This window comes from Cellulophaga sp. BC115SP (assembly GCF_009905545.1).
Taxonomy (GTDB): domain Bacteria; phylum Bacteroidota; class Bacteroidia; order Cytophagales; family Spirosomataceae; genus Flectobacillus; species Flectobacillus rivi.
In genome coordinates this window covers 80,899-98,183 of sequence record NZ_JAAALB010000001.1, presented here as the reverse complement: position 1 = coordinate 98,183, position 17,285 = coordinate 80,899, and the positions used below count along the sequence as shown (strand labels likewise).

The 17,285-nt window shown below is 40.3% G+C and carries 24 protein-coding genes; all 24 read right to left on the bottom strand.

Annotated features, from left to right (window positions below; genetic code table 11):
- Positions 1 to 145: 145 nt before the first annotated feature.
- The 24 genes from GVN22_RS00450 to GVN22_RS00335 all read right to left on the bottom strand — a co-directional run bounded on the left by GVN22_RS00450 (position 146) and on the right by GVN22_RS00335 (position 17,277).
- A complete protein-coding gene (locus GVN22_RS00450; RefSeq protein WP_166549103.1) occupies positions 146 to 505 on the bottom strand; it encodes a hypothetical protein in 360 nt (119 codons plus the stop codon).
- A 31-nt stretch (positions 506 to 536) separates the two neighbouring features.
- Complete coding sequence (locus GVN22_RS00445) at positions 537 to 1,268, bottom strand: hypothetical protein (protein ID WP_166549102.1); 732 nt, start codon at positions 1,266 to 1,268, stop codon at positions 537 to 539.
- On the bottom strand, positions 1,259 to 1,873 hold the full coding sequence (locus GVN22_RS00440) for a hypothetical protein (RefSeq protein WP_166549101.1): 615 nt from the start codon (positions 1,871 to 1,873) through the stop codon (positions 1,259 to 1,261). The genes GVN22_RS00445 and GVN22_RS00440 overlap by 10 nt, the downstream gene beginning before the upstream one ends.
- 9 nt (positions 1,874 to 1,882) lie before the next feature.
- On the bottom strand, positions 1,883 to 2,635 hold the full coding sequence (locus GVN22_RS00435) for a hypothetical protein (RefSeq protein WP_166549100.1): 753 nt from the start codon (positions 2,633 to 2,635) through the stop codon (positions 1,883 to 1,885).
- A gap of 11 nt (positions 2,636 to 2,646) precedes the next feature.
- Positions 2,647 to 3,309 (bottom strand): hypothetical protein, encoded by a 663-nt coding sequence (locus GVN22_RS00430; RefSeq protein ID WP_166549099.1) that lies wholly within the window; start codon positions 3,307 to 3,309, stop codon positions 2,647 to 2,649.
- A gap of 21 nt (positions 3,310 to 3,330) precedes the next feature.
- Positions 3,331 to 3,552, bottom strand: a complete 222-nt coding sequence (locus GVN22_RS00425; protein ID WP_166549098.1) for a hypothetical protein — start codon at positions 3,550 to 3,552, stop codon at positions 3,331 to 3,333.
- Positions 3,553 to 3,752: 200 nt separating this feature from the next.
- Positions 3,753 to 4,148 (bottom strand): hypothetical protein, encoded by a 396-nt coding sequence (locus GVN22_RS00420; RefSeq protein ID WP_166549097.1) that lies wholly within the window; start codon positions 4,146 to 4,148, stop codon positions 3,753 to 3,755.
- A gap of 49 nt (positions 4,149 to 4,197) precedes the next feature.
- Positions 4,198 to 4,368 (bottom strand): hypothetical protein, encoded by a 171-nt coding sequence (locus GVN22_RS00415; RefSeq protein ID WP_166549096.1) that lies wholly within the window; start codon positions 4,366 to 4,368, stop codon positions 4,198 to 4,200.
- A gap of 27 nt (positions 4,369 to 4,395) precedes the next feature.
- Entirely contained in the window at positions 4,396 to 5,091 is a 696-nt protein-coding gene (locus GVN22_RS00410) for a hypothetical protein (RefSeq protein ID WP_166549095.1), read from the bottom strand.
- 89 nt (positions 5,092 to 5,180) lie between these two features.
- Positions 5,181 to 6,191 carry a hypothetical protein gene (locus GVN22_RS00405; protein WP_166549094.1) on the bottom strand — a complete coding sequence of 337 codons (1,011 nt, stop codon included), beginning with the start codon at positions 6,189 to 6,191 and terminating at the stop codon, positions 5,181 to 5,183.
- A gap of 68 nt (positions 6,192 to 6,259) precedes the next feature.
- Entirely contained in the window at positions 6,260 to 6,808 is a 549-nt protein-coding gene (locus tag GVN22_RS00400) for a hypothetical protein (protein ID WP_166549093.1), read from the bottom strand.
- Between the two features lie 41 nt (positions 6,809 to 6,849).
- Complete coding sequence (locus tag GVN22_RS00395; protein WP_166549092.1) at positions 6,850 to 7,719, bottom strand: S49 family peptidase; 870 nt, start codon at positions 7,717 to 7,719, stop codon at positions 6,850 to 6,852.
- A 70-nt stretch (positions 7,720 to 7,789) separates the two neighbouring features.
- The gene (locus GVN22_RS00390) at positions 7,790 to 8,188 is read right to left on the bottom strand and encodes a DUF1353 domain-containing protein (protein WP_166549091.1); all 399 of its coding nucleotides are present in this window, start codon (positions 8,186 to 8,188) and stop codon (positions 7,790 to 7,792) included.
- On the bottom strand, positions 8,178 to 8,597 hold the full coding sequence (locus GVN22_RS00385) for a hypothetical protein (protein ID WP_166549090.1): 420 nt from the start codon (positions 8,595 to 8,597) through the stop codon (positions 8,178 to 8,180). The genes GVN22_RS00390 and GVN22_RS00385 overlap by 11 nt, the downstream gene beginning before the upstream one ends.
- Before the next feature lie 53 nt (positions 8,598 to 8,650).
- The gene (locus GVN22_RS00380) at positions 8,651 to 10,489 is read right to left on the bottom strand and encodes a hypothetical protein (protein WP_166549089.1); all 1,839 of its coding nucleotides are present in this window, start codon (positions 10,487 to 10,489) and stop codon (positions 8,651 to 8,653) included.
- A gap of 14 nt (positions 10,490 to 10,503) precedes the next feature.
- Entirely contained in the window at positions 10,504 to 11,013 is a 510-nt protein-coding gene (locus GVN22_RS00375; RefSeq protein WP_166549088.1) for a hypothetical protein, read from the bottom strand.
- Between the two features lie 170 nt (positions 11,014 to 11,183).
- Entirely contained in the window at positions 11,184 to 11,648 is a 465-nt protein-coding gene (locus GVN22_RS00370; RefSeq protein WP_166549087.1) for a hypothetical protein, read from the bottom strand.
- Positions 11,649 to 12,232: 584 nt separating this feature from the next.
- The gene (locus GVN22_RS00365; RefSeq protein WP_166549086.1) at positions 12,233 to 12,547 is read right to left on the bottom strand and encodes a hypothetical protein; all 315 of its coding nucleotides are present in this window, start codon (positions 12,545 to 12,547) and stop codon (positions 12,233 to 12,235) included.
- Positions 12,519 to 12,812 (bottom strand): hypothetical protein, encoded by a 294-nt coding sequence (locus GVN22_RS00360; RefSeq protein WP_166549085.1) that lies wholly within the window; start codon positions 12,810 to 12,812, stop codon positions 12,519 to 12,521. Before GVN22_RS00360 ends, GVN22_RS00365 begins: the two co-directional genes overlap by 29 nt.
- A gap of 312 nt (positions 12,813 to 13,124) precedes the next feature.
- Positions 13,125 to 13,448 (bottom strand): hypothetical protein, encoded by a 324-nt coding sequence (locus tag GVN22_RS00355; RefSeq protein WP_166549084.1) that lies wholly within the window; start codon positions 13,446 to 13,448, stop codon positions 13,125 to 13,127.
- Positions 13,438 to 13,632: a hypothetical protein gene (locus tag GVN22_RS00350; protein ID WP_166549083.1), complete on the bottom strand. Its 195-nt coding sequence runs from the start codon at positions 13,630 to 13,632 to the stop codon at positions 13,438 to 13,440. Before GVN22_RS00350 ends, GVN22_RS00355 begins: the two co-directional genes overlap by 11 nt.
- Positions 13,633 to 13,745: 113 nt before the next feature.
- Positions 13,746 to 16,724, bottom strand: coding sequence for a primase-helicase family protein (locus GVN22_RS00345; RefSeq protein WP_166549082.1), 2,979 nt, complete (start codon positions 16,722 to 16,724; stop codon positions 13,746 to 13,748).
- A gap of 2 nt (positions 16,725 to 16,726) precedes the next feature.
- On the bottom strand, positions 16,727 to 16,999 hold the full coding sequence (locus tag GVN22_RS00340; RefSeq protein WP_166549081.1) for a hypothetical protein: 273 nt from the start codon (positions 16,997 to 16,999) through the stop codon (positions 16,727 to 16,729).
- Positions 16,996 to 17,277, bottom strand: a complete 282-nt coding sequence (locus GVN22_RS00335; RefSeq protein WP_166549080.1) for a hypothetical protein — start codon at positions 17,275 to 17,277, stop codon at positions 16,996 to 16,998. Before GVN22_RS00335 ends, GVN22_RS00340 begins: the two co-directional genes overlap by 4 nt.
- Between the last annotated feature and the right edge of the window lie 8 nt (positions 17,278 to 17,285).

Sequence of the window (17,285 nt, the reverse complement as noted above, 5' to 3'; positions counted from 1 at the left end):
GATTTTACAGTTAATTATTTGATTTATTGTACTGTAAAAATCTCCCGACAGAACGGATTACAGAAAAAAAAAGCCTGCTAATATGGCAGGCTGAGGCAGTTATTTTGGCAAGTAATAAGAGGTTTATACGCTTTGATAAATTATATTATTCTGGATTTTCTTCTACACTAGAATTTTCTTCATAGTCTTCCTCTACATATCCTTTTAGTTTCAGTCTAACCTTTAAATCTTCAAATTCCTCAAAAGTTTCAGGTTCTTCAACGGTCAATACATCATACATCACTGTTGGGTCTGCTTTGTGCATGATTCTATTATTTAAAGCAATAACCGCATACGCTAATAGTCTCTCTCGCTTGGTTCTGCATCTAGCTAAAAGGTCAGAGTCTTCTTCCATATCATCAATATAAAGTAATAGGTACTCCTCAAAATTAGCTTTTCTTCTTTGTAGAATTTCAATTGTTCTGATGTGGGCAATCCCCATTGATGCCATCTCCTCTGGTGTCATAAATTATAAATCAATTTTTAGTAATAAATTATTAGAACGGTAATTTTAAACTCTTTTGATATTCATGTCCTTTCCCAGGACTTTTTCTTAAAGTAACTATTTCTTTTCCAAAAACCCTCTGTAAGTACTCGAAATCCTTTTTTTCGGCATCTATGTTCCTAAATTCTGCCAAACCACCTCTATTGATAAAGGTATCTTGTTGGGCAAAATAAAAACGGTTATCCTTATATGCCCCACGATGGTAGTAGGCATTGAGACAGGAGATCCAATAATCTTCGTTACAGATGATATCAGGATTGTACCAAAGTTTTGAGCCACTTAACACGCCATGCGCACAACCCGTAAAATAGCCTTTGAGCTGTATCGGATTAAACGGGTCAAAGGCGATAGGGCTTGGAGCGTTGGAAAACCCAAACAAATAGAACCCAGCTTCTCGACAAGCTTGGGCAGTAATTTGAATAATATCGTAAGCTGTTTCAGGCGCTACGTTGATTTTCTCACCCTTTTCACTGTACACTCTACGCATGGCCTTTATATCATCATCAAGCATAAATACGCTGCCAAAGTGTTTGATAATCCAGTCTCGTTTGAGTGCCAAACCCTTAACCGAATCGGGATGGGTAACTATTTCGGTGTTGGGGTGGTGTTCTTGATAGAGCTCTTTTTGAGATTCCTCTACGCACAAAATCGTATTGGACACAGCCTTGTGAGTCAATACACGTTCCCAGCGTTTGTGGGAGGGGATAACCACTTTTACTTCCATAGCTCAATGACTTTTTTAGCGTCCAACACATGACTTACCCCAACGTTTGAGCTTTTATAGCATTTCATCCTATCAATACCGAAACGTTCCGCCAAAAAGTTTTCATCGATTTCGTTGGTACAGACAATCACAAAAGCGGTGTACTTTTCTGACATTTTCTGCACGATGGGAAGTTCAGGTTTTGAATCAACAGTTGCTTCTTTCTCGTGAATCTTGGCGATGGCATCGAGTTGGATACCGTAGTCCTCCAGCTCCACTACTTCAGCAAAATGCTCCGCTAGCATTTCGCCAACAAAATCACCCTTCAGGGCATTCGAAATAATGTTATATTCTTTATACTCTTGTTCGGTGAGCTTTCGGTTTGGTTTACGAACGTCTGCCAGCTCGTCGCCGAAGCCAGTGGCTATCTTTACTGAGTGACGCTGGTGACCAGCAATAATCATATTATCGAAATCCAGTACGGGAATTTCGACATCGCCAAACTTCTCATAGCTTTCACGAAGCTTCTGTTTGGTCTTTACGGACATCTTACGAGGATTATGCTCGTAAGGAATCATATCACGCCAAGCGATACGCTCAACGTGCCATTCTAGTTTTTCAATCATAGGGTAGATTTAATTAATTTGCTTGAAATCAAGAAAGCATTTAAAATGAGTTCTTTTTAATTCTAGTTCAAATATTTGGTTATGTTTATCTCCAGTTATATCTGAGTAATTCAATTCTAATTTTAAAGGATATCTCAATAAAATGGATTCACTTTCGGCAATCTCTCTGTTAAATAAGTATACGTATGCCTCCGGGAGGTCTATTTGAAATATTGATTTAGGATTTAAAAGAGATGTATTTACGCTAAATCCCGTTGAAAGCTGCCATAGATCAGGATAGTATTTTTTTGAGAGCGACTGAATAGCTTCTTTATCAAAATTCCAATTGGCCTGTATTTTGATAGCAGCCCCTAGTCCAATGTTTATTATATCAATTGATATTTCTGCCTCATAAACTCTCCCTTGTTGTAATTTCATTATATCAGTATGAAATATAGGTATAATTACACTTTTCTCAATTTCTGTTCCATCATCATTTTTAATGGAAAAGTTATAGTTCCGTTTATACATTCCGAGTTTAAGTTGCTCTATGAAAAGCATTGGCTTAGACGTAGATTTTCTAGCTAACTCCATCTCCTTAATTTGAACAAATAGGAAGTATAGAGTTAAACTATTTAATATTATACCTATCATGGAAACTACCGTTCCGAATTTTGTAGCATCGAATGTTTGATGAAAATCCAGTTTTTCATTGAACAAAAAAACCGATAAAGTAATAGAGAAAATGATAACTGAAATCAGTACTGGATATCTATTTTTCATAGGATCGTTTCTTAATTACTCATTATAACCAAATTTTCCAACTCCTCCCTACAAATCAAAAGCTGCTTTTGCCATTCAATCATTTTTTGCTCTACTTTATGAAAGCGCACGTGCTTGGTGGGGTCGGCTATCTTTTTTTCAAGTTTAAGGATTTGGTCTCTGATTTGTTTACGCTTTTGTTGGAGTTCAAACCGCTCAAGGTGCTCCGAGCTGCTTTGAACAGGTGCTTGAGGCTCTTGAGGTAAATACCCGTTTCGCTCCAAGAATTTCTTTTTGTCCCATACGTCCTCTACCTGTCTGCGTAAAGTCAAGGCATTTTGCATTAAGCCATACACATTTTGCTTTGGGTCCTGTTGGTAAGCTGCTACCAGTTGGTTACTGGCTATAGCCTGTTCGTCACTAAGCTGCTTGGCTTGTTTGGACAAAGCTGCTTGAGTTTCCTGATAAGACGTACCCACCAACGGAAGCACCTCCAAAGCTGCTTGCTTGGCCGCTTGAGTAATTTGGTTTTGGGCGGTCTGTTCAGATGGATATCCTTGCTTTGCCAATCTCAAGGTATTGAGATGGTCCGTAGCCTGGTCTATTTCGGACTGAGTACAGCGGTTTGCCTTGAATAAAGTTTTTTTGAGATTCAGTGCCAATTCGGCCTGCAAGATTTCGGTGTCAAGATTCATAGTATAGAAAAATCTAAGTCCCTACTCACATGAGCCACCGATAGCCTCTAAAAATTCGGTTATGACTTGGCGATAATATACAGCTTGATGGTCGGTAGTAGGGTCAATTAGGAAGTGCTCAGATACAACGTAGTCGTTTTGGGCTAGATAGGAAATAAGGGCTTCTTGTAGTGTAGATACCGAAACGCCACTATTTTCTAGGTGGTCTTCTAAACTATCGAAATGTTCTGGAGCAGGTATCATAAAAAAGCCGATTGGTCTCTGCTAACATTAGTACCGAAATACCTCCATCACCGTACTTACAACGGCAAGCCAATCGGCAAGACCTTGCCGATTGGAGATATTTCGAAAATGTAAATAATGTTAGCGTTGCAAATATACAAGGTTTCTGTTTTTTACAAACAAAAAAACCTAACAAGCGTATAGCCTATTAGGTTTTGATTTTATGCTTGAGTAGCTGGAGCTTCAGGAGGTGTTGGGTTTTCACCTGTCGGTGGGTCTCCTTCAGGAGCTGTAGCCTCTGGTGCTGGTGGTGTTTCTTCCTGTGCTGGTGTCTCTTCTTGAACTGTAGTTGGTCGCATCGCTTCCAAACGCTGCTTCATTTCTTCCTGAAGCTGTTCTTGTTCTAGCCTTTTTTCTTCAGCTTTTTGCGATTCGATTTCCTCATCGCTCATACCTTCATATACTTTGGTCGATTCCAGATACAGTTTGGTTTGCTTTAATTGGTTCTGAGCCAATGCCAACAACGATACCGCAAACTCTTTTCCATAGACACTCTCCAAGCTTTTTTGGGCTTTGGACACATCTGCCACTGCCTTTTCAATTTCCTTGATATTCATTTTGATAAAGTGTTAATAGGGTGGGATACCCCGAATAGACAACGATTTACTAAGCTTCCTTAATATACTGTAGGATGTTTTCATCCTTAGTATTGATAAGACGCTCAGCATCTTCGTCGGTCATTTCTTCAGGGTCCAGAACAATAGATCCGATACTGCTTTCAAACTTGAGCTTGCCCTTTTCGGGCAAGTTGACAAGTTTATATTTTTTTAGAGCCATCTTTTAAAATGCTAAAAGGTTAAACACCTATACTAATACAGGTACGTTGACAGTTGGCCCCAAAATCGGAGGAGCAAGGTTTAAGCCGTCAACTTCCATCTTGAGGGTAAATTCACGCTTGTCGCTACCTTTTAGCCCAGTGGTATGGGTTTCTTTCATCGAAAAACCATCTTCAGAGTGCGCATAAACTACCATTTGGTTGTCTCCATGTTTGGCAATCAACACAAAACGCATATTTAGGTACTTACGGAGAGCCAACCATTGATCTGAGGCATAGCCCGAAACCTTACTTTCGGCCATGTGTTTGTATGATTGGTGTCCCTCGTCACCTTCCTTAGCGTAATCCGCTTTGGCAGTGTTTGCCGTAAACTCTATTTCTGCAAATGCCTTCCCTGGCTTGAGGGGAATCGTTCCGGTTAAATACCCATTGGCATCCACGTCGGATTCTTCTGGCCATGCACGGGTAAAGTCTTCGCAACTAGCTGCCAACCATTTTTTGTTTCCACCGGGATTGGTCTTGTTACAGGGCGAACGCTTGACGGTGGTAAGCGAAAGACAAAAAAGCCATGACGGCGACAGCCCTACGGGACTCGCTTGAGCCATAGCCGACGTAACAGCCCCAACCGCCAAAAGACCCTCGATAGGATTGGCGGTACTCATAAAGTCAAAGCCAAGGGCAAGAGCCATGACACTAAATGCAAAAATTAAAAGCTTTTGTTTCATTGTATGGATTGAATTTGTGGGCTACCCATTCGGTAGCCCTGTGTAGAAAATCGCTTTTCAAGAGGTGCCTTTCGTCCTAGATCCTCTTATTATTTGGAGTTCATCACAATCAGGCGACCATCGGCATAGTCCACGCCGCCTTCGCCGTCCAAGAAAATCTTGATGGCACGGTCTGCCTTTTCGACTTCCATCGATGCCACGTCTTCTGGCGCACCTTCAGGAGCCAAATAAAACAAGTTACCTGATGGAGTCCAAAGGTGCTTGTCTGTACCATTGAACATCGGACGGTATTTGATAGTGGTGTTTGGCAATAATACCAACTTCCAACTGTTACCATCCTTAAATACCACTTGGTTACCCGCCGTAATTGGCAATGCCGCAACCGCATTGACCATCATCGCAAAGTGCTTGAATGGCATGTAATAAGTCGCATTCTCTTCTACATACTCTTGAAGTACCTCAGAATTGACAATAGCATCTACAATCTTTTGGATTTCGGACAAGATATTTGCTTGAGTAATGGTAGCCGCTGCCGTTACCATATTGCTTACTGGAATATCGCCAATACCGCCATTGCCTACAGTCAATACTCCCTTGGTCACTTTAAAGCCTAAACCATCGAACAAGTTTACGCCACCAACGCCACCAGCCGCATTGTACACACCCTTGTATAAGGCATTGGTCATATCGGCACCTGAACGAGCATAGATTCTACCCATGTAGTAGTTCATTGCCTCAAAAGAGTAGATATCCGTTGGATCGGTTGGTTTTTTGTTTGCCAAATATGATTTTGACCAAGCATACAATGTTAATTCGTCCAGTTTCAAATCGGCTTTAAACGGTTTGATTTCACCAATACGGCTACTCAACGAAACAACATCATTGGTGAAATTGGTAGATCCAGTACGCCCAGGTTGTAAGATTGGCGAAACAGTGTCACGAACCAATGGTACTTTGTCTTTGGTCGGGATAACCGTAAAGTCTCCGTTACGTTTTTCGTCGAAACCATTAGACATTTTAAGCCCGAAAATGGTGGTGTAGTCTTTGATATTGCGTTGAAGTTCAACGTGCAAATCACTGATTTTAAATGAAGAAGCCATAAAGCTTATAAAGAATAAAAGGTGAAAAACTATTTTGAAAAGGCTTGCTTGTCAGAATACCACTAATGTTAGACCATGTCTGACATTAGCTCAGGATACGCCTCTGATAAACGATTGATTTCGGCTACACGAGCCGCATCCTTTTCTGCTGTACGACTTACTCTTTGATTGGTAGAAGGTACACCAGTGTTTTCAGTTTGGATGGCTACATTACGAGGACTTTGGGCAGTTCTAAACTCTGTCAGCTCTTTGTTGTCGGCTTTCAAAGTTTGGTTTTCTGTTTTCAAGCTCTTTACCTCAGTTTGTAGGGCTGCCAATTGCTGTGCTATTGTTTCCAAACTCATTTGCTCGGTTGGTTTCGCTGAAGCTTGAGCTTCTGGCGCTACCGTTTGAGTTGTTGGAGCTGTTCCTTGAGGGGCGTTGCCTGTGTGAGCTTCTACGGTAGTGGCAGAGGCTTGAGCATTTCCTTGAGAGCCGTTGGCCTCCAACATTGATTTAACGGTCTGTTCGTCAGCCGTCATTGCACTTTCGATATCCTTGGCCATGCTTTCATGTAGGTTTGGGTTACCTACTAATTTGCCCATAGCCTCACGAAGTTTTTTGAATTGAAAATCCATAGGTATAAAATAGTTAAAAATGAAAATATCCTGGTTAATTGCTATGCTCCACGTTTGTACTGAATACCCAATACATCGGCACGTTTAAGGGCATCCATAAATGGCAGAATCCCATCCACGAAGCCCATCTTAACGGCTTCTTTTCCGTAGAAAATACCACCTCCTGGGTCTTCGGTTAGGCCTGTACGTTTGGCTTGAACTTCACCTAAAAATACCTTACGAGCGTTATCCACCAATTGCTGTTCTTGTTGAAGTGCCTTTTGTTGCATTTCACCCGCAAAAGACTCCAAGCCGTTCAAGGGGTTTTTGTCTTCTGAACCTTTACTACGAATAATCGCATATTTCTCTCCAGCCTTTTCGTTGGCTTCTGATACATCACGATAAATAGACATAATACCGATACTACCCACGGCTGTAAACTCATTTTCGATATAGCATTCTTTACATTGTGACAAATACCAACATGCCGCAGATGCTGCCATATTCGAACCCCAACCAAGGATTGGTTTGGGCGAAGTTCGAATGGTTGCTGCCAAACCTTGAGCACCATTTACCGCACCACCGGGACTGTCTATTCGCAAGAGCATTGAGTTTACCAAGGGATTTCCGTTACAGATATCTATCTGTTGAGCCACCCACTCAGTACCATCCTGATACCAATCCGAATAGCGCTGTGTGGCGCCTCTGATGGTAATCATGGCCACAAGTCCATCTTTGCCCTCGGCAGTCTGTATGCCAAGCCATCCGAGTTCTCGTTGTGTATAATTATTGATTTGAGCAGAGGCAAACATCTTGACTGGCTCTTTGGTGATCTGACGAGTTTCGGTTACCTGCCCAGCCTTGTGAGATTGCAAAAATTGGAGATAAGTAAACGTGTCTATTGCTAGGGGTTGTCCGATTAAATGTAACATAGGTGTAAAACGTAGTACTTTTAAGTTTTCTTCAGGGCGAAATTGTGCCAAATAATCTTTAGTCAAAAGGTTAGAATTTAGATGCTCTCCAAGCCTTTCGACCAAACCACCGTACCATCAAATACATGATATAATGGCGCAAAGTGTTTTTGGGGTCTACCCGATTAGCCAAAAATAGGAACTGTTCGTCCGCAAACTTTCGAGCGGCTTTTTCGCCGACTTCCTTTTGTCGATACTGAAGGTCATACAAAAAATCATGTACCACAGCCGCTCGGTTGTATTTGCCGATGGGCGGAAATGCCGACCACAAACATCTGGGTACACTAGCAAAGTCGGTTACATAACCCGCATTGATAATGAGTTTGGTACCATCGCTCAAGTGTTCCTCCAGTGGTTCATAAAGCTCCCACCAATCTGATTTGTCGGTGGGAGCTTCACGATACTTTACAATCAATGGACTATTCGACATCAGTAACCGAAAGTCTGAAATCTGCCAAACTTCCTTCGAAGCCAAAGCCCTGAAGAGCCTCATTGATAGCCTCTAACAATTCGGCTTGTTTGGTGGCTCTGTATTGTTCAATAAGCAGATACAGCGCAAACGGAATTACCTTAGAACCGTTATCGAAATTTACTGGAGTAGCAAAATTCGCAATGGATTCCTCCAATACAGGTTTACCCGATTTTAAGACTGGAGCACCTGTTTCAGGGTTTAGCTTCGGGACCATCTTGATGTACTTTTCGCAAAGGATTTCAAATTGAATTTCGCAAAACTTTTCGCCCTCATTCTCAAACATATCACGTTTGAGTGAGTAGCGCATGGAAGTCGGAATTACGGGTACTGTGTAAGGTACCGCAATGTTGATGGTGGCACGTTTCATAATAAGTGTTGAATTAAAAGGTATAGAGCTGGCACAATTGGCCAGCTCAAAGATTAGTTTTCGTAGACTGGAGTAATCGCGTAGGTGAGCGTTTTACCCAAGGGCGCCGTAAAGGTCAAAGAATTGTCCGTATTCTCAATACAAATTGTTGCCGGCTGAGAAATGATAGAACAGGAAGTGCTGTCGATTATTTCAAATGTAAATGGATATGGCCGACGTATATTTCTAGTAATGTTCGATCCTGTGCCATCAATACTAAACTCTTGCTTTAATGTAGTTTGATTTAACATATTAAATGTCCAGAAAGCAAGATCGTTTATAGCCGAGGTTGATACTAGAGCCTCGCCAGTATCTTTTACAATTGAGTTTTTATTTGTTAGAATTTGTAATTCTAAATCTGGAAGCTCATTAGCATATATTATAATTCTCTTTATTGTTCCATTCAAATTATTTGCACCTCCGGCTCCACAACCAATATAAATATCTTCTGATGAGGTATTATTTATCACACTATCCATATTCTGATTATTGGTAGCATATACGGTTCCACCGTTCGCTACAATTCTCCTTTTAATCAAAGAGGCTGAATACGCAAAACTTGAGTTTATTTCTACTGGAAGTGTGGATATACTAGTAATACTATCATATGCTGATATTTTAGTATTGACATCGTATGATATGTAGGTTGCTTGAGAATGAGCAACTACTCGATTGTAACCATTCTGTGTTCTTTCCCAAGCACCCCTTGTTACTCCTAACGCAACTACAGTATGAGCATTTTTAGGAAACTCAGAGTTTTTTATTGATAGAATATCAGAGTCTCTTTGTTGAGTTGAACCATTAGTAGGGATGTAGGAAGTTAAGGTCTTTCCATTTTCAATTTGTAACCCCCATATATACATGGCATTATCATAGTTTGAATCAGATCCATAACCTCCAACAAAAACAGTACTTTTTAGAATTTTGGTTGATGACTTTTCTACACAAACCCAAGGTCTTAGCCAACCATTAGCATGTTCTTCAAAGCCATAAGAAACAGCAAAGTTTAAATTGCCTGAAAATGTTCTAGTCAAAATATCAAAAGCTATGTTACCTCCTGCTCCGTTAGTACCTCCAACACCTTCAAAAATAATATTTGCTTGACTGGAATTAGCAGCCTTAACAAAAAGTGAACGTACGTAAAAACCTTCAGGAAGAGTAGCATATACGGGCACAAAACTAGAACTCGTATTTGTTTTTTTTGAAATTAATACAGCAGAAAGTGTTTTGTCTGGCGCTAGTTGATCGACTACTTTATTAATAAGTGACGTATTTTCACCAATTAAAACTGTAGAATTTAGAATAAAATTAGTTCTGTATTCCTCTGTTAAATAACCTAGACACTCCCTAGTTATTGGATCATAAGTGAATCTAGGTTGATTTTTCTTTACGTATCTAACATTGCCATACTTGTCAATGTAGGATGCAATTGTATTTCTAATAAAATTCGTACTTGTAGCTGTTTTTCTCGCTCTTGCAAAATTATAATTATGAATTGGCAATAGACTAGCTCTGTTGAACTGAGTTGAAATATTTTCTGTGGAAAATTTCACTTCATTCAAGGTTTTCCCTACCGTATTAGCAGGATAGTCCGTTTTAGCTGGATTATGAGTGATTTCCTCCGAGGCATAGGCATGAATCAAGGAAGGATCGATCTGACTAGGAGCATACGAATCGCCAACGGTTGTGTACGTAGTGTATAAGAAGTCCCGAAGCTCGTCTTCGGTATTGTAGATTTGGACAAGGGTTTCTTGAGATAGATTATTACTCAAGATAATCCCATTGTAGGAGTTGCTAGATTGTACAGCGATTTTGCCGTTATATTCGGGTTTTACCCGTACTACCATTGCCATAGGTGTATAAAAATTTATAAGGTGACAAACTGAGAATTGACAGTAAAAAGAGAAATCCCATCTGTATAATACGATGGAGCTGGAGTGAGTGTAGAAAACTGCACTTGCCAGGTGTTGGTAGATTCTTTATTGATGCCTACCAATTTTAAAGGCTGTTTGAGGGTACCTATTACTTTACACGTGCCGTTTTTGTCTTTTATCAGTGCTATGAGCTTTTTACCTCTGTATGAGTTTATAGCTATTGTCTGTTCTGTTGAATCACGAGGTACTTCAATATCAATCGTTCCTCTAAAAGCCTCCCCATGTTCGTTGGTTTCGGATGGTTCGGAGTACATCCCATTCACAAAAGGAATGCTCACAACATCGTTTGCACTGGTGACTTCAATACCTCCCAAGGGAATACACCATAAGTCTTTGTTTACCTTGATTCCACGAACCCTATCAACAAGAATAAGCCTGAGCTGTCGGAGCCCAGACGCATTACTTTTGCCATTGATAGACTTGGTGCCAATAAGTGCATTCATGGCTCAAATCTATGTTCAAAAAACCGAAAATGTTAGGATAGAAATAGAGGATCTACAAACACCAAAAAGCCCCCATACATGATGTACGAGGGCTTTTTGGTAAGTTAATTTAGTGGATTATAAATGACAATATACCTAATTCATTGAATAGGTCTGAAACCTAATGAAAACTACCCCAACTTTTTTTCCAATTTTCTTCGCTGGTAGGATTGGTGATTGCGCCACATTTGGCGTAAACGTTCGGCAATTTTGCCATCGTCTTCGATAGCATACTTATCCATAAAGTTTTCGACGGCGTTGTAGTCACTTACGCCAAGCTCCACAAAAACTTCACAGTGCGCCAAAAATATCTCTCTGAAATGAAATTCCAAAGCTTGTACAAATAATAATACTTTGGCTGGGTGTAAAAAATGATTCTTGAGCGAGTCGGGTAGTAGTAGTGTTACCAGTGTACCTTCGTCGTGTTCGGTTCTGGGCAAGCTATGAACATAACCAATCTTCTGACAGCCTAGCTCGGTGAGTTTTCCCAAGAAACTTCTACGAGTCAGGTCAATTACAGACGTATCGTCACCATAGCGGCTTATCACAAACTTTCTTACATGAGGTTCCTTGATACTTATTTTGGTTTTGAGCATCTGATTAATTGTGATTTTGTACTTTTCTAATAAATTCGGAGGATGCGATTGGCATTTCGGGTATTTTGAATCCCTAGGGTAGAGTTGAGTTTCAATGCAAAATCGCTGTGTTTTTGTAACCGTGTGTAACTCTACTGATTATCAGGATTTTATCACAATTTATATAGCTGTAACCACTTTTCCAAATTTGTAACCAGTTTGTAACTTGTTGTAATCAGCCTTTTTCTTTCTTATTTGGTTACAAACTATTTGTAACTTTTCTACAAACTTTAGAATAAAAGATAATTAGAATATATTAATATAAATAAATGATAGTCAGGAAGTTACAAGTTTTTAAAATTAAACGGTTACAAAGTTACAAGGATACTCAATTTTTATGAATAAACCCTAAGAGAGTCAGAGAGAGAAGGGGACGCCAACTCAAGACGGAGAGAAATGTATTAAAAAGCGGATTGTATTTTTGTATAATATTTATATGGTAGATTAACTAGAGTAGTGTATCGCATAAAATACCTAACCACCTACATAAAAATACCCCTGCTGAGGTTATCAGCAGGGGTAGTAGGGGAATGGTTAGCCTAATGTTATTCACTTATGACTCTAGGCTCATCTTTGCCAGTGCTTATGCGAACTCCATGTTCATTAGAGTAAAAGACATTCACATTAATACTTTTGAGGCTCCCATCCTTATTTAGTAGTTCTTGATACATGATTCTATTATCGGCTATTTGGGTTCCTTCACATCCAATAGTGATATCATTCAAGTAACCTTTCGAGCCATTAAAGCTCACTGAAAATTTATTTCCTGTTGCCTTATACCCCATGGTCACAATGGCATTTACAACAGCCAAGCTTTGAATCATCGGTAGCTTAAATTTTATTAATAATTGCTCTTTCATGATATTCTGAGGTTTTATTCAAACGATGGGGGGTGTCTACAATCTCAAAGCCGACTTCATTAATCTCCAATAACCCTGGTCGAGTGGCTAAGTGTTGCTTCACACTTGGAAAGGCTTTTTCTGCCTCATTAGCATTACCTTCAAAAATATCTAATAATGCCTCCTTTACTTTTTCAAAGAATATCGTTTCGTCTACATGCTCCTTGTTTAAGACAGTCCTCATAGGACCTACATTTGACATTTTACAAACAATATATGTTTTCATTTTCTAGCTGTTTAAATACGATTTATAGATGGTTTCTTTACTGACGTGTATCAAGGCTTCATCCTCAACTTGAGCTTTGAATATCTCAAACGGTATGTATTTGCTCTGGTCTTTGCCGTACTCCCAGAGGTCTACATAAAACCCCTGGGCGCTCTCAAGGAAGTCTATCCCTATCAGCAAAAATATTCGGTGGCCTTTTTGGTCTCTCCACCAAGTACCACGTCTAAATTGTGCTGCCGTTATATCCATAGGTAGTAAATGATTGAGCCCCAAATCAGAATGGACAATAGTATAATTACTCTCCAGCACCATTTACTTACTATTAGATCTCTTTTTGTCTTCATCTTTTTTACGGTGTTTTGATGAGTTCAAATGCCCCGCCCAGCTTTGTGGTGTATGAAAAGTTTTGCCACAGCAGGTTTTGGCCTTAAAAGTATATTTCTCCAAGTGTTCTGGCGTTTTTGGCTCATAGATCGGCTCTGGTGGTATATGTCCCAAATCCTGCTTTATTTCTCTGACAATGCCCTCAGCTTGGGTTAGCATCAACAACAATACAGACTTTCGGTAAGAAGTGGTCTGGAGCTCGTCAAGGTACTTCTGAAGAAACTTGACTCTAGCAGGTAGGTTATTCGTCATTGGCTAGTATCGGACAAAGTTGATATCCACGTTCCCATAATTCAGCCAATACCTTTTGTACTTTTTTCTGGCTTACTTCTTCTATCTCTTCGAAGTTTTCCATCAATACGTCTGCCATATCGTCCTCGATGTTTGGCAATAGATTGTAATGCTCTCTGAGTTTTTTTCTTTCGTCTTGTGTCATTTTCTTAACTTTGGTTTGGTTAATACTTATTAATCAGGGTGGCCATGCTGTGGAGCTTTGTCCGGCAAGATTTCGACTCCTCAGCTTTGGCCACTTATTCTAATCATACTGTACTAGAATGGTAAGCTCTTTTTCTCCGGTAGTCCTCGGCCTGTAATATCGGTACCAGGTGTTTGTATATAGAAATGTTCTATTGACTGCGGTTTTGCCAATTCTATGGTTGACCAGGACTTTATCTTATTATCATATACCTCTCTGGTAGCACACTTGATATTAATTCTTCTATCTTCCTGGATATGTTTGGCATCGAGTGGGTTCAATGTCCAATTTTTCATTCTACAGTACATCACTAGCTTGTCTTTGAAGGTGGCCGCTGTGATATCACTGCTTACTTCCATTTTATAAGTTTCAAAGATTTTATATCTTGGTATATAGCAGTTAAGCGTTTCGTTATCCTCCTGAAAGTACATATTAGCCCATTGTAAGAAGTTAGGCCCCAATTTGTTTCGGTAGGTATTAGCCATGATTTCAGACATAGGAGGCTCTACTTTACCATACTCCATAAATGCCTGAATACATTGTGCTGCCATATTCATAAAGGCATTCCATTCGTCACGGTTAAAATGCTGGAAAAGGCTTTTTCCAAACTCATCTATAGGTCTACGGACTTCCCTATACTCGCCAGTACTGTTGTAGTGGTAGTAATCCGAAAACGCCAAAAACCATAATCGACGAAGTGTACTATCGTCTGAGTCCATCGGTGGAAAATTGCTTGAGATATGGAGCTTTGGCGTATCCTTAAACATCAAGTTGTACGACTTGGTACCCTTGGGGTTTACCTTCATAAAGGTGGTAACAAGGGCGAAGAAAAACGGGAAATCCAAGTACTTGGCACCATCATCTACCAAGAGGTAATCGGTATGCTCCGTTACATTTTCATAGATATGTCGGTTTTTAGTTAGGTCTTTTTCCCGTCCATCGAGGGTTTCGTATTGCATCAGGTGCATAAGGCTTTTACCGAAAATAGATTTACCAGTACCACCCTGCGATTTTTCGGAATCACGCATGACATAATCCAAACTCCACACACAATAGGTATTGGCATCATCCTTTTCACGATGCAAAAAATACCCGTAAGCGCAAAGCTTGGCTATGAGGTGCTGCATCTGTTCCTTTTGCTGTTCGGGTTTTAATAATGGACCAGCTATTGAGAATTGGTGCTTTTTACGATAGGCTTCTTTGTCCAAGCCTGAGCGGTCAAGATTATCCTCCAGCTCGTTGCGCCAGTAGATTCTTGAGGTATTAATCAAGAAGTTTAAGAAAGGGTTATCGTTTCGCAAAATGTCGATTACCAAGTCTCCTTCTTCGTCTTTACGGATTTTAAAGTAGGGTTCAGTACGTTTTACCTCCAGTTCCAAATCGTTACCATGTTCGTCAAAACACAAAGGTTTTATTACCTCATTTTCCCAGACATATCTATCAGCTTTTTGGGCTTTGATAACTTCGATATCGTTTTTGGTAACTCGCCAAACCTCATTTTTGAAGAACATAAATTGGGTATTGCGGTCGTGATCCTTAAACTCCAAGGTAATTTTGGGTAGACGACTAAAAGTAGATTCGCTAATATCTTTCGAGCGGATAAAGGCATCCAACAGCTCAGGTTCGGCGTGAATGCTTTCCAAGAAATTATCAATAAACTCCTTGATTTCTTCGACCGTTACCGATTTGACGATATTCTTGTCGATTCTGACATACTGAAACACGCCAGCTCTGGTGGCTATCTGAGCAAAGCCATTACGGTACAAGAAGTTTAATAATACTTTGGGGCGACCGCTGTATTTATAGACCTCTTTACCCTCTACAATTTTGGGTAAACCTTTCGAGTCCAAAGCCTTTACTTTGTTCCAAAACCTAAATGGATAGGATACATTCAAAAGATTACGGAAGTCGTTGGCTCCATAATGGTTTAGGTAATCTCGTACATCCTTGCAGTATTTAGGGCGGTTCTCATCGTCAAACTTGCCAGTTTTGATATGACGTAGGCTATCGGGTAAATAAATCGTATGGATATCCAAATGATACATGGCCAGCTCAAAAGCTTTTGATTTGCCAGTGGCATCTATGTCTGGTAAATTGTACACACGGTGAGCCCATCCCTTCAGCTTTTTGATATCGATATTCCAAGGCTTTACGGTTTCGGAGTTGAACCACACTACCTCAAACCCTAGCGCTGCCACATTGAGGGCATCGCTACCACCACTACACATAATAATATCCTGAAGCTTTACATCATCTTCATCCTCACCATTGGCATAGCGCTGCGCATTGGCGTACATTTTCGCAATACGAGATTCCCCAAACATATAGTTTTGGGGTTTGTCGCCATAGCTTACAAATCTACGAGAAGGGTCACTTTTGAGCGGTTCATAAAACTTTTGCCATGTACCCTCATTGTACATAAAAATAGGATAGGACTCCGTAGAATAGAAAGTATGCACTACCTTCTTGCCCGTTTCCTTATCACGCCCCACAAGGCTCGACGACTCCAATACAAACAAATTATAACGCTCAAGTAGTACCATGGCGTTACGATAGGCAGTATCGTCGGCTTGCTCATCATTTTTGGAATCCTGCTTTTGCAAATAACTCCACACATACTTTGAGAAAAGTATCTTGAGGTGACTCAATAAAGGTTTTTCCTGAACTACCCATGTGCGTTTACCGATTTGATCCTCTTCCTCAGCATCTGTTTTACGGTATTCGGGTCTGGGTTTGGATGTGGCCACACCCAGCGTTTTAGAGGCTATATTGAAGGTTTGTTCTATCCATCTGCATGCACCCCTAAAGTCAAGATTTTGCTCAGTCATTACCAAGTCGATAGGACTATACATCTTATCGCCAAAATCATTTACATAATAATGTTTACGACCTTCGTTGAAATATAAAGTAGCACTTGGGGTGCGTTCGTCTCTAATGCTAAACTTATGGTTCTTTTCCCTGGAAGCTTTTTCAGCTTCAGGGAAAAGTTCTACTATGATATCGAGACCTCCGTTTGTATGTTGATAGTACTCTTCTACTGTGATATAAGACATTTTCAGATAGGGGCTTGTTGTGTTTCAGAAAGTTGCATTAAGTGCTCAAGCATATTTTCGAAGCGTTGTTTATAGTCCAACCATATCTCCAAATCTTCGTCTGCTCCACTAATGCCCCAAGCCTTATCCTTTAGGGTTCTGCCAATACAAGTGTTCAGAAAGTCCAACTTGTTTTTACAAATCTCGATAGCCGCAGGGCAATCGTCTGGCGAGAGCTCCCCCGCCAGATAAAGGCGCAACAATTGATAGCTAGTAGTATGTGAGGTAACAGTCATTGTATTTGGAAATTAAAGCCGATGGTATGGATACGTTGAAAAGAATTACACTGTGGGTTCCAGATTTTTTCGGAGAAAAAGGCATGAGAGTACAGCTCCGAAGGCCAATCGTTAACCGAATTCCAGTAGTTAAATTGTTGATAAACAGTAAATTCACATTCCCAGAATCCACCACCTAGGTGTTTGATATTTACCTCAGACCCCTGCGAAAAGGCCATAAAGGTTCTGGCAAACTCCTGAATCGTCCGTGGAGTTTGCAAAGACGTAGCTTTGTTCATTATTGTGA